Source organism: Sphingopyxis sp., assembly GCF_965279725.1.
Taxonomy (GTDB): Bacteria; Pseudomonadota; Alphaproteobacteria; order Sphingomonadales; family Sphingomonadaceae; genus Sphingopyxis.
On the sequence record NZ_CBDIIL010000001.1, the window covers coordinates 90668 to 111634 of the forward strand.

Consider the following 20967-nt stretch of genomic DNA (forward strand, 5'->3'; position numbering starts at 1 on the left):
CCCGCGCGCCAGACATGACCGACCCGCTCGCCAACAGCTATTATGCCGCGACCGCGCATCCGTGGCGGTCGACCTATACAATGGGCGAAGACCTATCGTTCGACGTCGCCGTCATCGGCGGCGGCTTTACCGGGCTGTCGGCCGCGTTGGCCTGCGCCGAGCGCGGTTTTTCGGTGATCCTGATCGAGCGTGTGCATATCGGCTTCGGTGCGTCAGGCCGCAACGGCGGGCAACTGATCCCTGGACTGCGCTGGTCTGCGTCCGAACTGGAGGCCGAATTTGGCCGCGAGCGCGCCGATGCGCTGTTCGATCTCTGCTGGCGAGATAACCGGGTGGCGGCGCGGATCGCCAAGCATGGCATCGATTGCGACCTGAAAACGGGGCATCTCGAAGCAGCGTGGACGCCGAAGGATTTCGATTCCATGCGGCGCGAGGCGGATTATCTCGCGTCGCGCTTTGACTATCAGAGTAAAGTCGTAGCGAAACAGGATATGGCGGATCATATCGCCAGCCCGCTCTATCACGGTGGCATCCATGATCTGCAAGGCGGGCATTTCCACCCCCTCAACTATGCGATTGGCCTTGCGCACGCTGCCGAAGATGCAGGTGTTTGCATCTGGGAAGGTCAGCGCGCTTACGAGATCACCGATACGCCCGACGGCCTCGGTATCATGACCGATCGGGCGCATATCGCCGCGCGCTATGTCATCGACGCAACCGACAGCTGGATTGTCAACGTCGAACCCGACCTCGGCCGCTACACCGTGCCGATCATGAACTATAATATCGCGACCGCGCCGCTTGCGAACGCCGATGCGCTACTGCCCGGCGACGCCGCGGTCGCCGACAGCCGGTTCGTGCTGAACTATTTCCGCCTGTCCGCCGACAAGCGCCTCATCTTCGGCGGCGGCGAGCGCTATTCGCAAACGCCGCCTGCCAACATTGCAGCGTTCGTGAGGCCGTTCATGGCACAGGTATTTCCGCAGATCGCCGATGTCCCGATCGATTATGGCTGGAGCGGCGCGGTGGCGGTGACGATGAACCGGCTGCCGCATATCGGGCGGCGCGGAAACGTCTTTTACGCGCATGGGTTTTCGGGGCATGGCGCGCTGGTAACGACGCTCGCGGGCGAACTGGTTGCCGAAGCCATGGCGGGAACGGCGGAGCGCTTTGATGTGCTCGCAAACCTGCCCTCCCGCCCCTTCCCCGGCGGCAAGTGGCTACGCCAGCCGCTCGCGACGCTGGGACTGCTTTACTACGCCATGAAGGACAAGCTGGGGTGATCGCCGACGCCGCGATTACACGCATGGCGGCCCGCGAGGCTGAACGCTTCCGCGCTGCCAACCCGCGCGCCTTCGCGCATGAAGCGGCAGCAAAGGGCTGGTTCCAGTCGGTGCCCTTCCACTGGATGCGCGATTGGCCCAGCCCGGCGCCGATTGTGGCGGCGTCCGCGAAGGATGCGACGCTCACCAGCATCGACGGCCAGACCTATGATGATTTCTGCTTGGGCGACACCGCGAGTCTGTTCGGTCATTCGCCCCCCGCACTGGCAGCAGCCCTGGCGAAGCAGGCGAGCGAAGGGCTGAGCTTCATGCTCCCCACCGAACGCGGCGCGGCGCTATCGCATCAGCTGGCGGCGATGTTCGGCTTGCCTTTATGGCAGGTCACGACGACGGCGAGCGAGGCCAATCGTGCGGTCATCCGCTGGTGCCGCGGGATCAGCGGGCGGGCGAAAATCCTGACCTTCAACGGTGCCTATCATGGCGCGGTCGATGATGCGTTCGTTGATCTGAAGGACCGCCAGCCGGTCATGCGCGCCAGCTTGGTCGGGCAGGTCCATGATCTGCGCGACACGACGACGGTGATCGAGTTCAATGACGAGGAAGCGCTCGAAGCCGCGCTGCGCGGCGGCGATATTGCCTGCGTCCTGGCCGAACCGGTGATGACCAATGTCGGCATGGTGCGCGAAGCGCCCGGTTTTCTCGCGACGCTCCGCAGGCTCTGCGACGAGACCGGCACCCTGCTGGTGTTCGACGAAACGCACACGATCTCGTCGGGTTATGGCGGCCATGGCGTCACGCATGGTCCGGCTCCCGATTTGATCGTCGTCGGCAAATCGATCGGCGGGGGCGTGCCGTGCGCGGTCTATGGTTTCAGCGCCGAGGTGGCGGTCCGCATGGCCGCACTCAATCGATCGCGCCCGCCGGGACATAGCGGCATCGGAACCACATTGTCGGCCAACGCTCTCGCGATCACGGCGATGGACATAATGCTGTCGGAGGTCATCACGCCTGCCGCCTATGACCACATGCTCAACGGCGCGGCGCGGCTCGTTACCCGCCTTGAACAGGAAATCACGGCCGCCAATCTCGACTGGCACGTGACCCAGATCGGCGCGCGCGTCGAATTCCTCACCTGCCCGACCCCGCCGCGCAATGGCGGCGAGGCGAAGGCCGCGATGCAGGCCGAACTCGAAGCGGCAATCCATCTCTTCCTCGCCAATCGCGGGATTTTGCTGGCGCCGTTTCACAATATGATGTTGGTGAGCCCGGTTACCGGCGACGACCAGATCGACCGGCTGGTCGGCGCCTTTGCCGACTGTGTAAGCGCGTTGAAGGAGTAGAGGGGCGATGTCGAAGTCATCGGGCGTTGTGGCACCGCGGTCGGAGGCCGAAGCGTTTTTCAAGGCCAATCCTGAGGTCGATTCGATCGAGATGATCTACACCGACATGGGCGGCGTGCCGCGCGGCAAGCGGCTGCGCCAGCATGAGGTGATGGCGGTTTATGAAAGCGGGCGGATGTTCCCCGGATCGATCACCGTCGTCGATATCACCGGACAGGACACGGTCGAAACCGGACTCGTCTGGGAGGATGGCGACGCCGACCGGTCGATGAAGCCGATCCCCGGCACATTGGTCCGTACCCCCTGGGGGGGCGATCATGCCGCGCAGTTTCTCGTCGATTTCTACGAGCTTGACGGCACCCCCCACGACCTCGATCCGCGCCATGTGCTGGGCGGCGTGATCGACCGCTTCGTCGCCGATGGGCTGACCCCGGTGCTCGCCGTCGAGCTGGAATTCTACCTCGTCGATCCGCGCCGCGCGCGCGACGGCACGGTGCGCCCCGCCCGCCCCGGCTACAGCCGCGACGCGCCGCGTAATGTCGAGGTGTACGGCCTGCGCGAACTCGACGATTTCCGGCCCTTTTTCGACGCGCTCTATGCCGCGACCGACGCGCAGGACATTCCGCTGGAAAGCGCGATCTCCGAATTCGCGCCCGGCCAGTTCGAGCTGACGCTGCGCCACAAGCCCGACGCACTGCGCGCCTGCGACGATGCCATCATGTACAAGCGGCTCGTGAAAGCGGTGGCGCAGCAGCAAGGCCTCGAGGCGACCTTCATGGCCAAGCCGTTCGCCGAGCAGGCGGGCAGCGGCATGCACATCCATGTCTCGATCAACGATGCCAACGACACCAATATCTTCGCGAGCGAAGACCCCGAGGGCACGCCCGCACTCCGCCACGCGATCGGCGGGATGATCGGCAGCGTCGGCGATGGCTTTGCGCTCTTTGCCCCGCACGCCAACAGCTATCGCCGGTTCAAGGCGAACAGCTACGCTCCCGTCGCGCCGACCTGGGGCGTCAACAACCGCACCGTATCCTTCCGCATCCCCGCCGGCCCGCCGCCGAGCCGCCACGTCGAACATCGCGCCTGCGGTGCCGACGCCAACCCCTATCTGGCGGTCGCCGCGGTCCTGGCGGGCATGCATCATGGCATGACAAACCAGACCGACCCCGGCGCCGCGGTCGTCGGCAACGGCTATGACCGCGACAATAGCGGCGACGACAAGCCGCCGTCGAACTGGTTCGCCGCGGTCGACCGATTCCATGGTTCAACGCTGATGCGCGACTATCTGGGGACGCGCTTTGTCGACATGTTCAGCATCGTCAAACGCGTCGAACAGGACCGCTATTTCGGCGTCGTGCCGACGCTCGATTACGATTGGTACCTCCGCAACGCATGAATCTTTCAAAGATTCGTGTTGCGGTGCAAAATAACCTCTTTCCAAGCCGGTCTTATTGAGTCAGCTTGACGTCATCAACAGGGAGGCTCTTCATGGATCTGAACGAACTGCTCGCACAAGGCCGAGGCCGCCGCTCGCTACTGCAAGGGCTGGGGGTCGCGGCGATCGGGATCAGCTTCGGCGGCCTCGCGGCGTGCAGCAAAGGCGAAGGCAAGAAGCTCGCCAATGGCGAAGAGGCCACGCTCAACTTCTATAACTGGGACACCTATATCGGCGAGACGACGCTCGACGATTTCAAGGAAACGTCCGGTGTCGAAGTGAAGATGGACCTGTTCGACAGCAACGACGTGCTGTTCGCCAAATTCAAGGCGGGCAACCCCGGTTATGACGTGATCGTGCCCTCGAACGACTTTGTCGAGCGGATGGCGCGGGCGAACATGCTGGAGGCACTCGACCATAGCCAGATCCCGAATATGAAGAATATCGATCCGACCTTTATCGACGTCGATTACGACAAGGGCCGCAAATTTTCGATGCCATATACCTGGCTCGCGCTCGGCATCGGCTATCGCAAGTCGAAAGTGAAGACGAAGCCCGACAGCTGGAAGGTGCTGTTCGACAGCCCCGAATATGCCGGCCGCATTTCGTGGCTGTCCGAAGCGGGCGACATGTTCCGCCTCTATGGCAAATATCTTGGCAAATCGGTCAACGCGCTGACCCCCGCCGACATCGCGACGATCGAGGCGATGATGATCAAGCAAAAACCGAATGTGAAGAATTTCCACGTCGATGACGGACAGGATCTACTGCTCAAGGGCGATATCGACCTGGTGCTCGAATATAATGGCGACATTGCACAGGCGATGACCGAGGACGACGACATCGATTTCGTCGTGCCGAAGGAAGGCAGTCAGCTTAATTCGGACAACCTCTGCATCCCCAAGGGTGCGCCGCATCCCAAGAACGCGCACGCCTTCATCAACTATCTGCTCGACGGCGAAGTCGACAAGAAGATCACCGAGACGATCCTTTATCCGACGCCTAACGCCGCGGCCAAGGCGCTGATGCCTGACAGCTACAAAAATAATCCGGTAATCTTCCCGCCCGCCGACGTGCTGGCGAAATGCGAATATGCGAAGTTCAATGCCGAGCTTCAGCCGCTGTACGAAGAAGCTTTCACACGGGTACGGGCGGCCTGATCGGCTGAAAAAGGGGGCGCCGGGGGGTGGCAGAACAGGATTGGAAAACCAGCAAGCGGGTTTTCGCGGCGGTGTCGCTGCCGACTTTGTTCTGGGTTGTCGTTTTCTTTGTCATTCCGATGCTTATCGTCTGGCAGTACAGCTTTGGCGAAAAAGTCGGCGACACCGGGTTCGAATTTTCGGGCACCCTCGACAATTACAAGCGCGCGACCGAGTGGCTCTACCTCACCATTTTCGGCAAGAGTTTCGCGGTCGCGGCGCTCGTCACCCTGATCTGCCTGATCATCGGCTTTCCCGTCGCAATGGCGATCACCTTTGCCAGCGAGAAATGGCGGCCGTGGCTGCTGCTTGGCATCATGCTCCCCTTCTGGACCAATTTGCTGATCCGCACCTATGCGCTGATGATGCTGCTCGGCACGCAAGGGTTCGCGAACAAGGGGATGGGCGCCCTGTGGGAAGGGACGAGCTGGATCAAGACGCTCGTCGGGTTGCAGCCGCTGCCGACATGGGAGCCGGCGCAGCTGCTCTTCAACAATTTCGCCGTCGTGTTCGGACTGGTCTATGTCCACCTGCCCTTCATGGTCCTGCCGCTTTATGCGGCGCTCGACCGGCTCGACCGCAGCCTGATCGAGGCCAGCCTTGACCTCGGCGCCGGGCATTTCCGTACCATCATGCGGATCGTAGTGCCGCTCGCCGCCCCCGGCATTGTGGCGGGCGTGATGATCACGCTCATCCCCGCCCTCGGCGCCTATTTGACCCCCGATTTGATGGGCGGGACCGACAGCCAGATGATCGCCAATGTGATAGAGCGTCAGTTCAAGAAGGCGAATGACTGGCCGTTCGGCGCCGCCCTTTCTTTCCTGCTTATCTATGCGATGTTCGCGTTGATCGCGATCCAGTCGATGCGCAAGAAAGTGCCGGAGGTTCATTGATGGCAATCTTCGCCAGAACCCCTGTCGCGCCGCTCGAATATAGCCGCAAGCTCTGGATGCGGCTTTGGGTCGGCATCGTAATGCTGTTCCTCTACGCACCGCTGATCGTGCTGATGATCTTCAGCTTCAACGACAGCAAGCGCAACGTCGTGTGGCGCGGCTTCACCACCAAATATTATGAAAAGGCGCTGGCCAACGACCAACTGGTCGAGGCGCTAATCAACTCGCTGACCATCGCGGCGCTGGCGACGCTGGCCAGCCTCATTCTCGGCACGCTGGCGGCGGTGCTGCTGTGGCGGTTCCGGTTTCCGCTCAAGGGCGCGATCGACGGGACGATCTCGCTGCCGATCATCGTACCAGAAATCTGTCTGGGCGTTGCATTCCTGATGTTTTCGCCGCCGTCGATTGGCCGACCGATCTGGCCTGGCCGTTCAATCTGGGCGCGATCACGATCGCGCATATCACCTTCTGCTTTCCGTTCGTCACGATGGTGGTGCGGTCGCGCCTTGCGAACTTCAACCGCGAGCAGGAAGAGGCCGCCAAGGATCTGGGCGCGAGCGAGTGGCAGGTGTTTCGCGATGTGCTGATCCCGCACATCAAGCCCGCGCTCGTCGCCGGCGCGCTGCTGTCGTTCACGCTCAGCCTCGACGATTTCGTCATCACCTATTTCACCAGCGGGCCCGACACGATCACCTTCCCGGTCAAAGTCTATTCGATGGTCCGTTTCTCGGTGACGCCCGAGGTCAACGCAGCGTCGACCTTGCTCATCATCCTGACCGTCATCCTGACCTTCATCGCGCTGAAGGCCCAGGGCGTAAAAGCCATTGCGGAGACGCATTGATGCACGTCCCTTTTCGTGATCGCTCCCTTTCACCGTTCGCATCGAGCGAAGTCGAGATGCCCATCGTAGGCGCATGCCCTCAAGGTGTCTCGACTTCGCTCGACACGAGCGGAACCAGGACCATCTCATGACCGAAACAGCCAAACCAATCATCCAGATCCAGAATGTCACGAAAGCGCTTCGGCAAGGTGGCCGCGGTCGACAATGTCAGCCTCGACATCAACGCGGGCGAATTCTTCGTCCTGCTCGGCCCGTCGGGGTGCGGCAAGACGACCTTGCTGCGGATGATCGCGGGTTTCGAGCTGCCAACCGAAGGCAAAATCCTGATCGACGGGCAAGACATGGCAGGCATCCCGCCTAACAAGCGCCCGGTGAACATGGTGTTCCAGAGCTATGCGGTCTTCCCACACATGAGCGTCGCCGACAATGTCGCCTATGGATTGAAGATCGCCGGGGTCAAGGGCAGTGAGATCAAGGACCGCGTTGCCGAGGCGCTGGAACTGGTCAAACTAGGCGGGTTCGAAACGAGGATGCCCGACCAGATGTCGGGGGGCCAGCGCCAGCGTGTCGCTCTCGCGCGTAGCCTGATCATGCGCCCGAAAGTCTTGTTGCTCGACGAGCCGCTGTCGGCGCTCGACGCCAAGCTGCGCGCGCAGATGCAATTCGAGCTCGCCGACCTGCAGGATCAGGTCGGCATCACTTTCGTCACCGTCACGCACGACCAAGACGAAGCGCTGTCGATGGCAAGCCGGATCGGCGTCATCAACAAGGGCGAAGTGGCGCAGCTTGCGACCCCGTCGGACCTCTACGAATATCCATCCAACCGTTTCGTCGCCGACTTCGTCGGCTCGGTGAATATCTTTGAGGGCAAGCTGACCCTCGACGATCCCGACAAGGCGGCCGTCGATTGCCCCGGGCTCGGCAAGGTCTATCTGAACCACGGCGTCACCGGCCCGCACGGCGCCGACGTGTGGATCGCGCTGCGTCCCGAGAAAATCTATCTCCACGTCCCCGGCGAGGGCAAAGCGGTCAAGGCAGCGGCCCAAGACGCCCCCGACGGTTACAATTTCGCGCGCGGCAAGATCAAGGGGATGAGCTACCTCGGCGACATCACGCTGTTTGAGATCGAACTGGAATCTGGCGCGCGCATCCGCGTGTCCCGCCCCAACCTCTCGCGCCACGACCAGGAAGATTTCACCTGGGACGACAAGGTCAGCATGCACTGGCGCGCGGATAGCCCTGTGGTTTTGCTGGGATAATCTCTCATTTCGTCATTGCGAGCGAAGCGAAGCAATCTCCGGCCAACAGCATCGCCTGCCGATGGCAAAGGAGATTGCTTCGTCGCTACGCTCCTCGCAATGACGAAATCAGTCAGTGCGTCGCCATCTTTTCTTCGCAAAAAATGCAGCAGACCGACGATCACAGCGCCCAACAGCAGCCCGAAAATGCCGTCGCCGGTGGCCTTGATCAGCCAGGTCCCACAGTCCTTCGAGCGGCAGGCCGCCGGCGACTGACTGTGCCAGCGCCTCCAGCGCCTCGGCGATACCGCCGATGTGATATTCGTGCAGCCCGTGCAGGAAAATCTGCCCGCCGACCCACAGCATCGCCGCGGTACCAATCAGGGCGAGCGCAGCCAGCAGCTTGGGCATGAAAGCCACAAGCCCCCGTCCGATTGCCTTGCGCGCGTTATTTCCTTCTTTCGCCATGTGGAGCCCAATGTCGTCCATCTTCACAATCAGTCCGACGACGCCATAGACCGCGATGGTAATTGCAACCGCAACCACCGCGAGCGTCGCGGCGCGCATCGCGAAATGTTCGTCGATCACTTCGTTGAGCGCGATGACCATGATTTCCGCCGAGAGGATGAAGTCGGTCCGAACCGCGCCCTTCACCATCAATTCCTCATGATCCTTGTCTGCGACGATTTCGGCGTCTTCGGCGAGGCTGGTCTTGTCCTGCTGCAGCGAATGCAGCACCTTTTCGGCGCCTTCGTAGCAAAGATAGGTGCCGCCGATCATCAGCAGCGGCGTGATCGCCCACGGCACGAAGGTAGAGAGCAACAACAGCGCCGGCAGGATCAGCACCAGCTTATTGAAGATCGACCCCTTGGTGATCCGCCAGATGATCGGCAGTTCGCGGTCGGGCGTAAAGCCGGTGACATAGCGCGGCGTCACCGCGGTATCGTCGACCACCACCCCTGCGGCTTTCACCCCGGCCTTCGACGCGGCGGCGCCGATGTCGTCGATGCTCGCGGCGGCCACCTTTGCAATCGTGGCAATGTCGTCGAGCAGGGCAAAAAGGCCGGAGGGCATAGGGAGAGGGTCTTTCTTTAGAGGCCGCGGAGTTTCGGCAGCACCTCATCGAGAGATTTGCGGATGATGGCAACCATCTCGTCGATCTGTTCGGTCGAAATGATCAGCGGCGGGCACATCACCAGGCTGTCGCGGATGCCGCGGACCATCAGACCGTTCGCAATACACGAATCGCGCGCCATCGGCCCCGCCGTCCCCTCCGCACCGCCGAAGCGCGCGCGCGTTGTCTTGTCGGCGACGATCTCGACCGCGCCAAGCAAGCCGATCGAACGCGCCTCGCCGACGAGCGGATGATCATTCAACGTCGCCAGCGCTTTGGCCAGATGCGGTCCGGTAACGCTGCCGGTACGTTCGACCAGCGCTTCGCGCTCAATGATCTCGATATTCTTGAGGGCGACTGCCGCCGCCACCGGATGCCCGGAGTAGGTGAAGCCGTGAACGAAATCGCCGCCGGTCTTGAGCACGTCGACGACATGCGCCGCGACTGCGGTGGCGGAGATCGGCAAATATCCCGACGACAGCCCCTTCGCCATCGGCATCAGGTCAGGGGTGAAGCCCATCACCTCATGCCCCCACATCTTGCCGGTGCGCCCGAACCCGCAGATCACTTCGTCGGCGACGATCAGCAAGCCATATTTGCGCGCCACTGCCTCGACTTTGGGCCAGTATCCCTTGGGCGGAATGATCACCCCGCCGGCGCCCTGCACCGGCTCGCCGATGAAAGCGGCGCAATTTTCGGGACCGACCTCGAGGATCCGATCCTCGATCGCCTGGACACAGGCGTCGCAGAACTCCTCCTCGGTCATTCCCTGCCCTTCGTTAAAGGCATAGGGTTGGCGGACATGTTCGACGCCGGGAATCGGCAGGTCGCCCTGCGCATGCATCGCCTTCATTCCGCCGAGCGAGACCCCTGCGACGGTCGATCCGTGATAGGCGTTCCAGCGGCTGATAAAGACGGTGCGCTTGGGTTCGCCCTTCAGCTTCCAATAATGGCGCACCATGCGGAAAACCGTGTCATTGGCTTCGCTGCCCGACGCATTGAAGAAGATGTGCGGCAGGCGCTGGCCGGTCAGTTCGGCAATCTTCGCGGCGAGCATCACTGTCGGCGGCGTCGCGGTCTTGAAGAAGGTGTTGTAAAAGGGCAGCTCACGCATCTGCGCCGCCGCCGCCTCGACCAATTCCTCGCGGCCATAGCCGACATTGACGCACCACAGGCCCGCCATGCCGTCGAGGATGCGATGGCCGTCGCCGTCGTGGATATAGCAACCCTCAGCATGGGTGATGATGCGGCTGCCGCCGAGCTTTTCGATTTCTGCCCAGTCGGCTTGGGCGGGCAAATGATGCGCGACGTCCAGACGGCGCAGTTCGGCGATGTCGTGATTGCGGGGCATATGAAAACTCCTGACGTTCTGAAAACCGTTCGCATCGCGCGAAGTCGAGATGTCCCTCGAACTTGCGCTGCGACGATGGGTGTCTCGACTTCGTTCGACACGAACGGAGAAGAGCACTTCGGTTTTCGATCAAGGTGAGAAGCTGATCCGCGCAAGATAGCGGTCGTAGCGGGTGACGCGGCAGTTCATAATTCGCCTCTTAACGCACGGCCCAAGAGGTGGAAATAGGTCTGGCTTTCGGCGCTATCGTCGGTCGCCCATTCGGGATGCCATTGAACCGCGAGCAGCGGCGCGCCGTTCGGCCGGGCGCTATAGGCCTCGACGAGGCCGTCGGGTGCGCGCGCCTCGACCGTCAGCCCCGCGGCGAGCTCGCCGACCCCCTGATAATGTACAGAATTCACCTCGAGCGTCGGAGCATCATAGGCCACCGCCAGCAGCCCGCCCGCGACCAGATCGACCGGGTGGCGATGGTCGAACATCGCATCGAAATCGGACTCGTCGGGGCGCATGATGGAGCAGCAGCTGCGCGCTCGCCGACGTATCGCGCCGCAATGTGCCGCCCAGCGCGACATTGATTTCCTGAAAGCCGCGGCAGATACCGAACAAAGGCCGCTGCGCCGCGATCACCGCCCCGACAAGCTCGATCATCATCCGGTCGCGATCGGGATCGAACGGCCCCTCACCCGGCTCCGCGTCGCCATAACGCGTCGGCTCGACATTCGATGGCGTCCCGGTCAGCAACACTCCGTCAAGCCGTCCAACGACCTCTTGCGCGCGCATATAATCCGGCAGCGAAGGAATGATCAGCGCCGCGCAATCGGCATATTGCATCGCCGCGATCGCATAGCGGTTCATCACCGCCTGTGCGGTTTCGACGCCGACAATGCGGTTGCAGGCGATGATGCCAAGGACGGGGCGCGCGGTCATGTCGCATTGCTGCCGATTTTCGTCGAACGGCGCCAGCGGAATCTTCGACGAACAGCTGCCCGGGTGGCAACATATCCAGCGATTTAGGGAAATGGTGCACCCGGAGCGATTCGAACGCCCGACCCCCAGATTCGTAGTCTGGTGCTCTATCCAGCTGAGCTACGGGTGCGTGGAGCAGCGCCTTTACGGGGCGTCGCGTGGGGGCGCAACCCCCTATTTCAGCTTTGTGACCACCCGGCAGGACGATTGGCGGCGTACCGCATCGAGCCCGCCGATTTCGGAAGGGTTTTTCAGCAGCAAACGGATCAGCGCGATGCCGCGATCATGGTTGGTGCGGACGATCTCGGCGCCCGCCGGTACGGACTGGCCTTCGCGCGCAACGATGATTCGAAAGGGCCGCCCTTTCGCCTCGACGTCGTTGCGGACAAAAATCACGTCGGTCGCGGCGTCAAAAATGCTGAGCGAGCTATAGCGTCCGGGAACGGGGGTCATGTCAATCGCCAGCGGCCCCGCCGACAGGTCATAGGGGCAGCTGGAATAGGCCAGATCAGGGCTGGGCCGCACCACCGGCTGGCGCGCGGGCGTCGCCAGATTGCCATAGGACATCGTGTTGATACCGCCCTGCCCCAGTCGGTCCATCGCGATGCCCATCAAGCCATAGGGAATGTAAGCGATCGCTGCATAGGCCGCGGCCGCGGCAACAATCAGGCCGAGAACGAGGGGGCCAAGCCAGTTTCGCATCTCAGCAGCCCTCCTTCACAATAGCCGGCAACAACGCTGTTGCCGGGTCGGCGCGAAACGCCTGTTCTGGATTATACATCCGCAAGGTCAGGTGAAAGGGCTGGCCCTTTGTCCCGGGCAGCCAGGCGCTGTCGGCTGGCTTGGTTGGCGAAATGGTAACCCGCCATTCGCCTTTGGCATCGAGCGCGACATTGGCGCCGTTGACCGACCAGATATTCGCCGGATTGGCAACCAGATAGCCCGCTTCGTTATAGATCGTGACGCTCCACCAACGCGCGTCGAGCGGCTTGCCCGATAGGCGGTACCGGCAATTGCCGTCGAGCGGTGCACCCGCCGCGTCAGTCTTTGCCGACCAATAGACGGTTTCCTTGGCGGGTAGCGCGAGCAGGCCCGCGCGCGCGACCATCGCACGTGTCACAGGGTCGGTGGTCTTGGTTCCATAGCCGAGCGATGTCGTCCACGACCCGTTCGAGATCTGGCCATCGCCAAGGCTGCCGCCGGTCAGCCACCAAGCCGCACCCAGCCCCACCGCGATCCCGCCCATCAGAGTGATCGCATAGCGGTGCCAGCGCTTCATCGCCCTATCCCTTTTTCAACGCCGCCTGTGCTGCCGCCAGCCGTGCAATCGGCACACGGTAAGGCGAGGCGCTGACATAGTCGAGACCGGTCTGTTCGCAGAAATGGATGCTCGGCGCGTCGCCGCCATGCTCGCCGCAAATGCCGAGTTTGACGTCGGGGCGCGTCTTGCGTCCGCGCTCCGCCGCCAGTTCGATCAGCTGCCCGACGCCCTCGACATCCAGGCTGACGAACGGGTCGGTCAGGAAGATGCCCTTGTCGACATATTGGGTCAGGAAGCGCCCTGCGTCGTCGCGGCTGATGCCGATCGTCGTCTGCGTCAGGTCGTTGGTGCCGAAGCTGAAGAACTCGGCGGTTTCGGCGATCTCGCCCGCCATCAGCGCGGCGCGCGGCAGTTCGATCATCGTGCCGACGAGGTATCCGATCTCGCGGCCTTTTTCGGCAAACACCGCCTTGGCCTGGGCGTCGACGACCGCCTTCATCAGGTCGAATTCGCGGCGCGTCGCGACCAAGGGGATCATCACCTCGGGGATCGGCGCCGCGCCGGTTTGGACGGCGACGTCACACGCCGCCTCGAAAATCGCGCGCGCCTGCATCTCGTATATTTCGGGGTAAGTCACGCCAAGGCGGCATCCGCGATGGCCGAGCATCGGGTTGAATTCATGCAGTTCGTTGGCGCGCGCCTTCAACGCCTCAATCCCAACCCCGGCAGCCGCGGCGACATCGGCAAAATCCTCTTCGCGCGTCGGTAGAAATTCGTGAAGCGGCGGATCGAGCAGGCGGATGGTGACCGGCAGCCCCGCCATTACCTGGAAAATCCCGGCAAAGTCGGCGCGCTGTTCGGGAAGCAGTTTCGCGAGCGCGACCCGGCGGCCCGCCTCATTTTCAGCAAGGATCATCTCGCGCACCGCAGTGATCCGCGCCGCGTCGAAGAACATATGTTCGGTGCGGCAGAGGCCAATACCTTCGGCTCCGAAATCGCGCGCGACTTGAGCATCTTGGGGAGTTTCGGCGTTGGCGCGCACCTTCATGCGGCGGACCTTGTCGGCCCAGACCATCAGAGTGCCGAAATCGCCAACGAGTTCGGGAAGCAGGGTCGGAACCTCACCCGCCATCACTTCGCCGGTCGATCCGTCGAGCGTCAGGATATCGCCCTCGCGCAATTCGCGGCCGCCAACGCGCAGCACGCGCGCATTGCCGTCGATCGACAGCCCGCCCGCGCCGGAGACGCACGGGCGGCCCATACCGCGCGCGACGACCGCCGCGTGGCTAGTCATCCCGCCGCGCGCCGTCAAAATGCCCTTTGCCGCGTGCATGCCATGGATGTCTTCGGGGCTGGTTTCAACGCGGACGAGGATCACCGCCTCGCCCATCGCGGCGGCTTTTTCGGCGCTGTCGGCGGTGAACATGATCATACCCGACGCCGCGCCTGGGCTGGCGGGCAGCCCCTTGGTCAACACATCACGCGGCGCCTTCGGATCGAGCGTCGGGTGGAGCAGTTGGTCGAGCGCGCCCGGATCGACGCGGCCGACGGCTTCTTCTTCGGTAATCAGCCCCTCGGCGACCATATCGACCGCGATCTTCAGCGCCGCCTTTGCGGTGCGCTTGCCCGACCGGGTTTGCAGCATCCACAGCGTCCCGCGCTCGACGGTGAATTCGATGTCCTGCATGTCGCGATAATGGCGCTCAAGCGTGTCGAACACCTGGCCAAGCTCGGTGAAGGTCTCGGGCATCGCCTCTTCCATCGACAGCGGCTTCGCCCCCGCCGTCTCGCGCGCCGCTTTGGTGAGGTACTGCGGTGTGCGAATGCCAGCGACGACGTCTTCGCCCTGCGCATTGATCAGCCATTCGCCATACCAGGCATTGGCGCCGGTGGCGGGATCGCGGGTGAAGGCGACGCCTGTGGCCGATGTGTCGCCCATATTGCCGAACACCATCGCCTGAACGCTCACCGCGGTGCCCCATTCGCCAGGGATCGAATTGATCCGGCGATAAACTTTCGCGCGGTCGCTTTCCCAGCTGGCGAACACGGCACCGACGGCGCCCCACAGCTGGTCGTTCGGATCCTGCGGGAATGGGGCGCCGGTCTCGCGTTCGACGATCGCCTGATATTCCTTGACCAGCGCCTGCCAGTCTTCGGCCGACATCTCTGTGTCGAGGTAAAAGCCGCGGTCTTCCTTGGCGATTTCCAGCGCTTCCTCGAACTCGGCGTGGTCGAGGCCCATGACGACGTCGGCATACATCTGGACGAAGCGGCGATAGCTGTCCCACGCGAAACGCGGATCGCCCGACGCTTCGGACAGGCCAACGACGGTCTTGTCGTTGAGCCCCAGGTTAAGGACGGTGTCCATCATCCCCGGCATCGACACGCGCGCGCCCGAGCGGACCGAGACGAGCAAAGGATCGGCGGGGTCGCCGAACTTCTTGCCCGTGATGCCTTCGATGTGGGTGATACCCGCGGTGACCTGTTCGATCAGGCCCGCGGGGAATTGTTCGCCATTGGCGTAATAAGCGGTGCAGACGTCGGTGGTGATGATCAAGCCCGGCGGCACCGGCAGACCGATCGAGGCCATTTCGGCGAGGTTCGACCCCTTGCCGCCCAGCAATTCCTTCGAACGCTCGGCCGTCGTCGCCGCGCCGCCGAACAAATGCACCATCGTCGTCATGTCGTACTCCTGCTGCCCCGGGGAGGAGGTTGCGGCTGGATAGGGTGGAGAAGGCTTATCGTCGATTCAGTTTTACTTCGTTCGTCTCAAGCGGCCCACCCCACCCCCGTTTGTGTCGAGCGAAGTCGAGACACGCTCTTGTTTACCCGCGGCGTCAAGGTGTCTCGACCCTTCGACTGGCTCAGGACGGGCTTCGCTCGACACGAACGGAATGATAGGTTGGCCTTACCCTTCGATCTTCGAGAAATCGGCAACGCCATGCACCGCGCCGGTAAATCGGGCGAGCAGGCCGAGCCGATAGGCGCGCACCGCTTCGTCGGGATCATTGACCATCACGCCATCGAAAAACGCATCAATCGGCGCGCGCAGCGACGCGAGCGCGGCCATGGCGTCGGTGAAGCGTTCTTCGGTGACGGCGGCGGAGGCAGCGAGTTCGGCGGTGTCTAGCGCGGCAAGGAGTGCCTGATCCACAGCCGTCGCCCCAGCGAAAGCTGGGGCCGCCATCGTCGGCGCACCATCGTCAGCGATCCCAGCTTTCGCTGGGATGACGGTATCTTTGCCCGCCTGCTTCAGGATATTCGCCGCGCGCTTGTAGCCAGCGAGCAGGTTGGTGCCGTCATCGGTTGCCATAAACGCTTGGAGCGCCTTCACGCGCGCGAGGAGGCGGACGAGATCATCCTCGCCGCCAAGCGCGAACACTGCGTCGATGAGGTCGTGACGGACACCGGCTTCGCGTTGCTGGACTTTGAGGCGGTCGGCGAAGAAATCGAGCAGTGTGGGCAACGTCTTCTTGTGCCTAATAATTGGCTCGCCCATCTGCTCAACGAAGTAGCCGGCGTACTGGTCAAAGTACGGCTGCAGATCGGGCTGCGTGCGTTTCAATTCGGCGCTGCGCTTTGTAACCAACCCCTCCACCGGCGCTTCAGGAAACTCGGGCCAAATCTTATCAAAAAAACGCGCAAAAAGCGGATCGCTTTCGCGACGTTTTTTAACTGGCTGATTTCCCAACTCAATGATGGCCGATCTAATGACCTTTGCCAGATCTATCCGAATACCAGTCGCGAAAATCTGAGCAATTATGGCAAGCGCCGCGCGGCGAAGAGCAAACGGATCTTTGGATCCGGTAGGGGGCATTTCATAAGAGAAGAAGCCAGCGAGCGTATCAAGTCGGTCCGCTAAGCTCACAGCCACCGTTACCGGCGCGGTCGGGACGTCATCGCCCTGCCCGACCGGCTTGTAATGATCGCGGATCGCGTCGGCGACCGCATCGGGCAGCCCTTCGGCGCGGGCGTAATAGCCGCCCATCAGGCCTTGCAGTTCAGGGAATTCGCCGACCATTTCGGTGACGAGGTCGGCCTTCGCCAGCTCCGCCGCTTGCCGCGCGAGCGCGGGGTCGCAATTCGGGACGATGCCTTCGCTCGCCAGCCACTCGGCCAGCTTCGCAACGCGCTCCACCTTGTCGGCCACCGTCCCCAGCTTCTCGTGGAACGTGATCCGGTCCAGCCTCTTCGCATGATCCGCCAGCGTGGTCTTGCGATCCTGCTCCCAAAAGAAGCGCGCATCCGAAAGCCGCGCCGCCAGCACCTTGCGGTTCCCCGCAACAATCTCTGCCCCGCCATCGACCGCATCGATATTCGCGGTGCAGACAAAGCCGTTCGCCAGCCTGCCCGCTGCATCGTTCACGACGAAATATTTCTGGTTCACGCGCGCCGTCAGCTGGATGACCTCGGGCGGCACTTCCAGAAACGCTTCGTCGAAACGCCCCAGCAGCGGCACCGGCCATTCGGTGAGGCCGGCGTTCTCGATCACCAGCCCCTCGTCCGCGACGAGCGTCAGACCGGCGTCGGCCGCAGCCTTTGCGGCACCATCGCGGATGATGGTCTGGCGTTCCTCATGGTCGACGATGACGTGGCAGGCGCGCAGCTTTTCGGCATAGTCCGACGCCGAGCCGATGGTGATTTCGCCCGGGCAGTGAAAACGGTGGCCGCGCGTCGCATAGCCCGACGCAATCCCGCCAACTTCACACGGAAGCAGCTCTTCACCAAAGATCGCGACGATGCCCGACAGCGGGCGGACCCAGCGCAGGCTTTCGCTGCTCGCGCTGTCCTTGCCCCAGCGCATCGATTTGGGCCAGGAGAAGGCGCGGATGATCGCGGGGATCGCCTCGGCCAGCACCGCGGCGGTGGCGCGGCCGGGTTTGTCGATCACCGCGAAATAGACGCCGTCGCGGTCTTCGAGCTGGTCCTGCGTCAACCCGGTCTTGCGGAGGAAACCTTCGAGCGCCTGCGGCGGCGCGCTGCTGCGCGGGCCTTTGAGTTCTTCGCTGACCGCGGCGGTCGCTTCGGGCAGATCGCGTGCGATCAGCGCGAGGCGGCGCGGGGTCGACCAGATGGTGAGGTCGCTGGCTTCGAGGCCCGCAGCAGCGAGCTGCGCCCGGAACAGCTTTTCGAGTTCGGCGCGCGCACCGGCCTGCATCCGAGCCGGGATTTCTTCGCTGCGCAGTTCGAGAAGAAAGTCGGCGCCTTTGTTGGCCGCGCCGGAAGCAAGCCGGTCGCTCATAGCGTCCACCCCGGATATTTCGCGGTCCATGCGTCCGACTGGCTGTCGATCCACGCCTTGCAGCTGCCCTTTGCCAGATCGCGGACGCGGGCCATGTAGTTGGCGCGTTCCTGCACGCTGATGACGCCGCGCGCCTGGAGCAGGTTGAACAGGTGGCTCGCCTCGATCGCCTGGTCATAGGCGGCGAGCGCCACGTTCGCTTCGATCGCGCGCTGACATTCGGCCTCGGCGGCCTTGAAGCCCGCAAACAGGCTATCGGTGTCGGCGACCTCGAAATTCCATTTCGAGAATTGCTTTTCATTCTCGAGGAACACGTCGCCATAGCTGACCCCGGGCACGTCGCCCACGGGGTCGGAAAAGCGCAGGTCGTACACATTGTCGACATTCTGGATATACATGGCGAGGCGCTCGAGCCCGTAAGTCAGCTCGCCCGCGACGGGCTTGCAGTCGAAGCCGCCCATCTGCTGAAAATAGGTGAACTGGGTGACTTCCATCCCGTCGCACCAGACTTCCCAGCCCAGCCCCCACGCGCCGAGCGTCGGGCTTTCCCAGTCATCCTCGACGAAACGAATGTCATGGAGCAGCGGGTCGATGCCGATCGCGGCGAGGCTGCCCAGATATTGGTCCTGCAGGTCGGCGGGCGACGGCTTCAGGATCACCTGATACTGGTAATAATGCTGGAGCCGGTTCGGGTTCTCGCCATAGCGGCCGTCGGTCGGGCGGCGGCTCGGCTGGACATAGGCGACGTTCCATGGCTCGGGACCAAGGCTGCGCAACGTGGTCGCGGGATGGAATGTCCCTGCCCCGACGCGCATGTCATAGGGCTGCAGGATCGCACAGCCGCGCGCTGCCCAATAGGCGTGCAGCGTCAGGATCATGTCCTGAAAGCTTAAGGGTTTCGTCTCCGCCGCCTCGGCCACTATCCGCTCTTTCGCAGGTGCAACAAGTGTCGCCGCCCTTGGCGCAGCGGGCTCGCAGGGTCAAGGCTCGCGGCATGTGGATGTTGGCGAAAGTGCCGCGGTGCGCGACATCGCGCGGCAAATGTCAGGTCTTGTTGACACAGTCAGCGAATCATGTCATTTAGTCATGGACACCTGACATACGGTCAGTGTCGCATGACAACGGGATTGACGATGAACAACCAGCTGAAGGTGCTGCGCGCGATGCGGAACTGGAGCCAGGCCGAACTGGCTGACCGGCTCGACGTGTCGCGGCAGGCGGTTAATGCGATCGAGACGGGGAAATACGACCCGTCGCTGCCGCTCGCGTTCAAGCTGGCGCGGTTGTTTGCCATGCCGATCGAGAAGATTTTCGACGATGGCTTTGAAGGATGCGATGATGACTGAAGCCGATACCATCAAGCCGAGCCGCCGCGCGTCGCCGCGCCAGCGCCGCTACCGCTTCGCGCTCGGCTTTGCCGCGGTCGTCGGCGGGATCGTCGGCGGCTGGATGGTGGCCGACCAGCCTGCGGGCCGCGACGGCCTAGAAATGGCGTTCAACGGTTCGCTCAGCACGAGCTTCGCGATGGGGGCATCGCTGTTCTGGATACTCGGTCTCGCGATCTCGATGACCATCTATCACCGCGCGATCGACGATCATGAAGAACGGGCGTGGCTGTGGGCCGGACTGATCGGCTGGTACGCCTTTATCGTTCCGGCACCGGTCTGGTGGGTGCTGCACCGCGCCGACCTGGCCCCGCCGGTCGATGCGATGCTGCTGTTCCTCGTGTCGATGGTCGTCAATGCCATTGTCTGGGCGTGGCTGAAATTTCGCTGATTTTCTCTCTCCCCTTCCCTATCCCCTCCGGCCATAAGGGCCAATGAAGAAAGGTAATTTCCCGATGAAGACGTGGTTCAAGATGCTCGCCTCCACCTGTGCAGTCATCCCGTTTGCCCAGTGCGCGGTATTGCCGGGCAGCAATGTTGCTTCGGCCGCCGAGCCTGCCGCCGTCGTCGCGCCGGCAACTGCCGCGCCCGCCACGACCGACGCCGATCCGGCTTTGTGGGTGGTCAAGGACGACGACACGACGATCTATTTGTTCGGAACCGTCCATGTGCTGAAACCCGGCCTGAGCTGGTTCGACGAGGCGGTGAAAACCGCGTTCGACAAATCGGACGAGATGATGCTGGAAATCGTTATGCCCGAGGATCAGGCCGCGGTTGCCAAGACGATGATGCCGCTCGCCCTGGACACGACCGGCAAAACGATCCCGTCGCGCCTGACCGCCGACGAGCTCAAGGCCTATCAGGCGGCGATGGTCAGCGTCGGCCTGCCCGCCAACGCCTTTGACAGCTTTGAACCCTGGTTTCCGGCGATGACGCTGTCGGTGCTGCCGCTGACCAAGCTCGGCTACGACCCCGAGCAGGGTGCCGAAAAGCTGCTGACCGGATTTGCCAAAGCAGGCGACAAGCCGATCTCCGGGCTCGAAACGTTGGAAGAGCAGCTCGGCTTTTTCGACAAGCTGCCCGAAACCCAGCAGGTTGCGTTCCTGAATGCGGTGGTCAAGGATCTCGACAAGCTGGGGCCGACACTCGACAAGATGGTTGTGCTGTGGGCGAAGGGCGATCCCGATGGGCTGGCGGTCGCGATGAATGAAAGCATGGCAGCGACCCCCGAAATCGCCAAGACGCTGTTGTGGGATCGGAACCAGCGCTGGGCGGATCAGATCAAGACGCGGATGGACCAGCCGGGGACCGTCTTTATCGCGGTCGGCGCGGGCCATCTGGCCGGCGAGAAGAGCGTCCAGGATTATCTTAAGACGCGCGGGCTGACAGCCACGCGGGTCGAATATTGAGCGCCGA

At 62.8% G+C, this 20967-nt stretch carries 18 protein-coding genes, 1 tRNA gene and 1 pseudogene; 10 read left to right on the plus strand and 10 right to left on the minus strand.

The features are described 5' to 3' along the window. Window positions 1-14 precede the first annotated feature (14 nt). The 7 genes from ACQY6T_RS00445 (at window position 15) to ACQY6T_RS00475 (ending at window position 8253) form a co-directional block, all read left to right on the plus strand. Entirely contained in the window at window positions 15-1283 is a 1269-nt protein-coding gene (locus ACQY6T_RS00445) for an NAD(P)/FAD-dependent oxidoreductase (RefSeq protein WP_428627175.1), read from the plus strand. Next, window positions 1280-2623 (plus strand): aspartate aminotransferase family protein, encoded by a 1344-nt coding sequence (locus ACQY6T_RS00450; RefSeq protein WP_428627177.1) that lies wholly within the window; start codon window positions 1280-1282, stop codon window positions 2621-2623. The genes ACQY6T_RS00445 and ACQY6T_RS00450 overlap by 4 nt, the downstream gene beginning before the upstream one ends. 7 nt (window positions 2624-2630) lie before the next feature. Next, window positions 2631-4022: a glutamine synthetase family protein gene (locus ACQY6T_RS00455; protein WP_428627179.1), complete on the plus strand. Its 1392-nt coding sequence runs from the start codon at window positions 2631-2633 to the stop codon at window positions 4020-4022. A 92-nt stretch (window positions 4023-4114) separates the two neighbouring features. Beyond that, window positions 4115-5221: an ABC transporter substrate-binding protein gene (locus ACQY6T_RS00460; protein ID WP_428627182.1), complete on the plus strand. Its 1107-nt coding sequence runs from the start codon at window positions 4115-4117 to the stop codon at window positions 5219-5221. Window positions 5222-5247: 26 nt separating this feature from the next. Then, window positions 5248-6153 (plus strand): ABC transporter permease, encoded by a 906-nt coding sequence (locus tag ACQY6T_RS00465; RefSeq protein ID WP_428627185.1) that lies wholly within the window; start codon window positions 5248-5250, stop codon window positions 6151-6153. 292 nt (window positions 6154-6445) lie between these two features. Next, window positions 6446-6994 (plus strand): ABC transporter permease, encoded by a 549-nt coding sequence (locus ACQY6T_RS00470; RefSeq protein ID WP_428627188.1) that lies wholly within the window; start codon window positions 6446-6448, stop codon window positions 6992-6994. A 164-nt stretch (window positions 6995-7158) separates the two neighbouring features. Further along, window positions 7159-8253, plus strand: coding sequence for an ABC transporter ATP-binding protein (locus ACQY6T_RS00475; protein ID WP_428627191.1), 1095 nt, complete (start codon window positions 7159-7161; stop codon window positions 8251-8253). A gap of 128 nt (window positions 8254-8381) precedes the next feature. Here the strand turns inward: ACQY6T_RS00475 and ACQY6T_RS00480 are convergent. The 10 genes and pseudogenes from ACQY6T_RS00480 to ACQY6T_RS00525 form a co-directional block, all read right to left on the minus strand. Beyond that, window positions 8382-9306, minus strand: a pseudogene (locus tag ACQY6T_RS00480) (DUF808 domain-containing protein); the annotation flags it as partial. A gap of 17 nt (window positions 9307-9323) precedes the next feature. After that, complete coding sequence (locus tag ACQY6T_RS00485; protein ID WP_428627194.1) at window positions 9324-10697, minus strand: aspartate aminotransferase family protein; 1374 nt, start codon at window positions 10695-10697, stop codon at window positions 9324-9326. Between the two features lie 185 nt (window positions 10698-10882). After that, window positions 10883-11176, minus strand: a complete 294-nt coding sequence (locus ACQY6T_RS00490; protein ID WP_428627196.1) for a gamma-glutamyl-gamma-aminobutyrate hydrolase family protein — start codon at window positions 11174-11176, stop codon at window positions 10883-10885. Then, window positions 11115-11624: a gamma-glutamyl-gamma-aminobutyrate hydrolase family protein gene (locus ACQY6T_RS00495; RefSeq protein ID WP_428627198.1), complete on the minus strand. Its 510-nt coding sequence runs from the start codon at window positions 11622-11624 to the stop codon at window positions 11115-11117. The genes ACQY6T_RS00490 and ACQY6T_RS00495 overlap by 62 nt, the downstream gene beginning before the upstream one ends. Window positions 11625-11716: 92 nt before the next feature. Next, window positions 11717-11793: transfer RNA gene (locus ACQY6T_RS00500), tRNA-Arg, on the minus strand. A 44-nt stretch (window positions 11794-11837) separates the two neighbouring features. Next, window positions 11838-12365: a DUF1254 domain-containing protein gene (locus ACQY6T_RS00505; protein ID WP_428627201.1), complete on the minus strand. Its 528-nt coding sequence runs from the start codon at window positions 12363-12365 to the stop codon at window positions 11838-11840. Window position 12366: 1 nt separating this feature from the next. Further along, window positions 12367-12942 (minus strand): DUF1214 domain-containing protein, encoded by a 576-nt coding sequence (locus tag ACQY6T_RS00510; RefSeq protein WP_428627204.1) that lies wholly within the window; start codon window positions 12940-12942, stop codon window positions 12367-12369. Between the two features lie 4 nt (window positions 12943-12946). Continuing rightward, the gene (gene ppdK, locus ACQY6T_RS00515; protein WP_428627207.1) at window positions 12947-15607 is read right to left on the minus strand and encodes a pyruvate, phosphate dikinase; all 2661 of its coding nucleotides are present in this window, start codon (window positions 15605-15607) and stop codon (window positions 12947-12949) included. A 225-nt stretch (window positions 15608-15832) separates the two neighbouring features. Continuing rightward, the gene (glyS, locus tag ACQY6T_RS00520; protein WP_428627209.1) at window positions 15833-18166 is read right to left on the minus strand and encodes a glycine--tRNA ligase subunit beta; all 2334 of its coding nucleotides are present in this window, start codon (window positions 18164-18166) and stop codon (window positions 15833-15835) included. Beyond that, complete coding sequence (locus ACQY6T_RS00525; RefSeq protein WP_428628797.1) at window positions 18163-19044, minus strand: glycine--tRNA ligase subunit alpha; 882 nt, start codon at window positions 19042-19044, stop codon at window positions 18163-18165. Before ACQY6T_RS00525 ends, glyS begins: the two co-directional genes overlap by 4 nt. A gap of 255 nt (window positions 19045-19299) precedes the next feature. Between ACQY6T_RS00525 and ACQY6T_RS00530 the strand changes: the two genes are divergently transcribed. The 3 genes from ACQY6T_RS00530 to ACQY6T_RS00540 are packed head-to-tail and all read left to right on the plus strand — an operon-like array spanning window position 19300 to window position 20960. Beyond that, window positions 19300-19512 carry a helix-turn-helix transcriptional regulator gene (locus ACQY6T_RS00530; protein WP_428628800.1) on the plus strand — a complete coding sequence of 71 codons (213 nt, stop codon included), beginning with the start codon at window positions 19300-19302 and terminating at the stop codon, window positions 19510-19512. Further along, on the plus strand, window positions 19505-19942 hold the full coding sequence (locus ACQY6T_RS00535; protein WP_428627210.1) for a hypothetical protein: 438 nt from the start codon (window positions 19505-19507) through the stop codon (window positions 19940-19942). The genes ACQY6T_RS00530 and ACQY6T_RS00535 overlap by 8 nt, the downstream gene beginning before the upstream one ends. Window positions 19943-19985: 43 nt before the next feature. Continuing rightward, window positions 19986-20960: a TraB/GumN family protein gene (locus ACQY6T_RS00540; protein ID WP_428627211.1), complete on the plus strand. Its 975-nt coding sequence runs from the start codon at window positions 19986-19988 to the stop codon at window positions 20958-20960. Window positions 20961-20967 lie beyond the last annotated feature (7 nt).

Excerpts from the sequence above, each read along its gene's own strand:
- ACQY6T_RS00485 (WP_428627194.1), bottom strand. The coding sequence starts at position 10,697 with ATGCCCCGCAATCACGACATCGCCGAACTGCGCCGTCTGGACGTCGCG.
- ACQY6T_RS00525 (WP_428628797.1), bottom strand. The coding sequence starts at position 19,044 with ATGATCCTGACGCTGCACGCCTATTGGGCAGCGCGCGGCTGTGCGATC.
- ACQY6T_RS00475 (WP_428627191.1), top strand. The coding sequence starts at position 7,159 with ATGTCACGAAAGCGCTTCGGCAAGGTGGCCGCGGTCGACAATGTCAGC.
- ppdK (WP_428627207.1), bottom strand. The coding sequence starts at position 15,607 with ATGACGACGATGGTGCATTTGTTCGGCGGCGCGGCGACGACGGCCGAG.
- ACQY6T_RS00445 (WP_428627175.1), top strand. The coding sequence starts at position 15 with ATGACCGACCCGCTCGCCAACAGCTATTATGCCGCGACCGCGCATCCG.
- ACQY6T_RS00490 (WP_428627196.1), bottom strand. The coding sequence starts at position 11,176 with ATGTTCGACCATCGCCACCCGGTCGATCTGGTCGCGGGCGGGCTGCTG.
- ACQY6T_RS00505 (WP_428627201.1), bottom strand. The coding sequence starts at position 12,365 with ATGCGAAACTGGCTTGGCCCCCTCGTTCTCGGCCTGATTGTTGCCGCG.
- ACQY6T_RS00495 (WP_428627198.1), bottom strand. The coding sequence starts at position 11,624 with ATGACCGCGCGCCCCGTCCTTGGCATCATCGCCTGCAACCGCATTGTC.
- ACQY6T_RS00530 (WP_428628800.1), top strand. The coding sequence starts at position 19,300 with ATGAACAACCAGCTGAAGGTGCTGCGCGCGATGCGGAACTGGAGCCAG.
- ACQY6T_RS00455 (WP_428627179.1), top strand. The coding sequence starts at position 2,631 with ATGTCGAAGTCATCGGGCGTTGTGGCACCGCGGTCGGAGGCCGAAGCG.
- ACQY6T_RS00540 (WP_428627211.1), top strand. The coding sequence starts at position 19,986 with ATGAAGAAAGGTAATTTCCCGATGAAGACGTGGTTCAAGATGCTCGCC.
- ACQY6T_RS00535 (WP_428627210.1), top strand. The coding sequence starts at position 19,505 with ATGACTGAAGCCGATACCATCAAGCCGAGCCGCCGCGCGTCGCCGCGC.
- ACQY6T_RS00510 (WP_428627204.1), bottom strand. The coding sequence starts at position 12,942 with ATGAAGCGCTGGCACCGCTATGCGATCACTCTGATGGGCGGGATCGCG.
- glyS (WP_428627209.1), bottom strand. The coding sequence starts at position 18,166 with ATGAGCGACCGGCTTGCTTCCGGCGCGGCCAACAAAGGCGCCGACTTT.
- ACQY6T_RS00460 (WP_428627182.1), top strand. The coding sequence starts at position 4,115 with ATGGATCTGAACGAACTGCTCGCACAAGGCCGAGGCCGCCGCTCGCTA.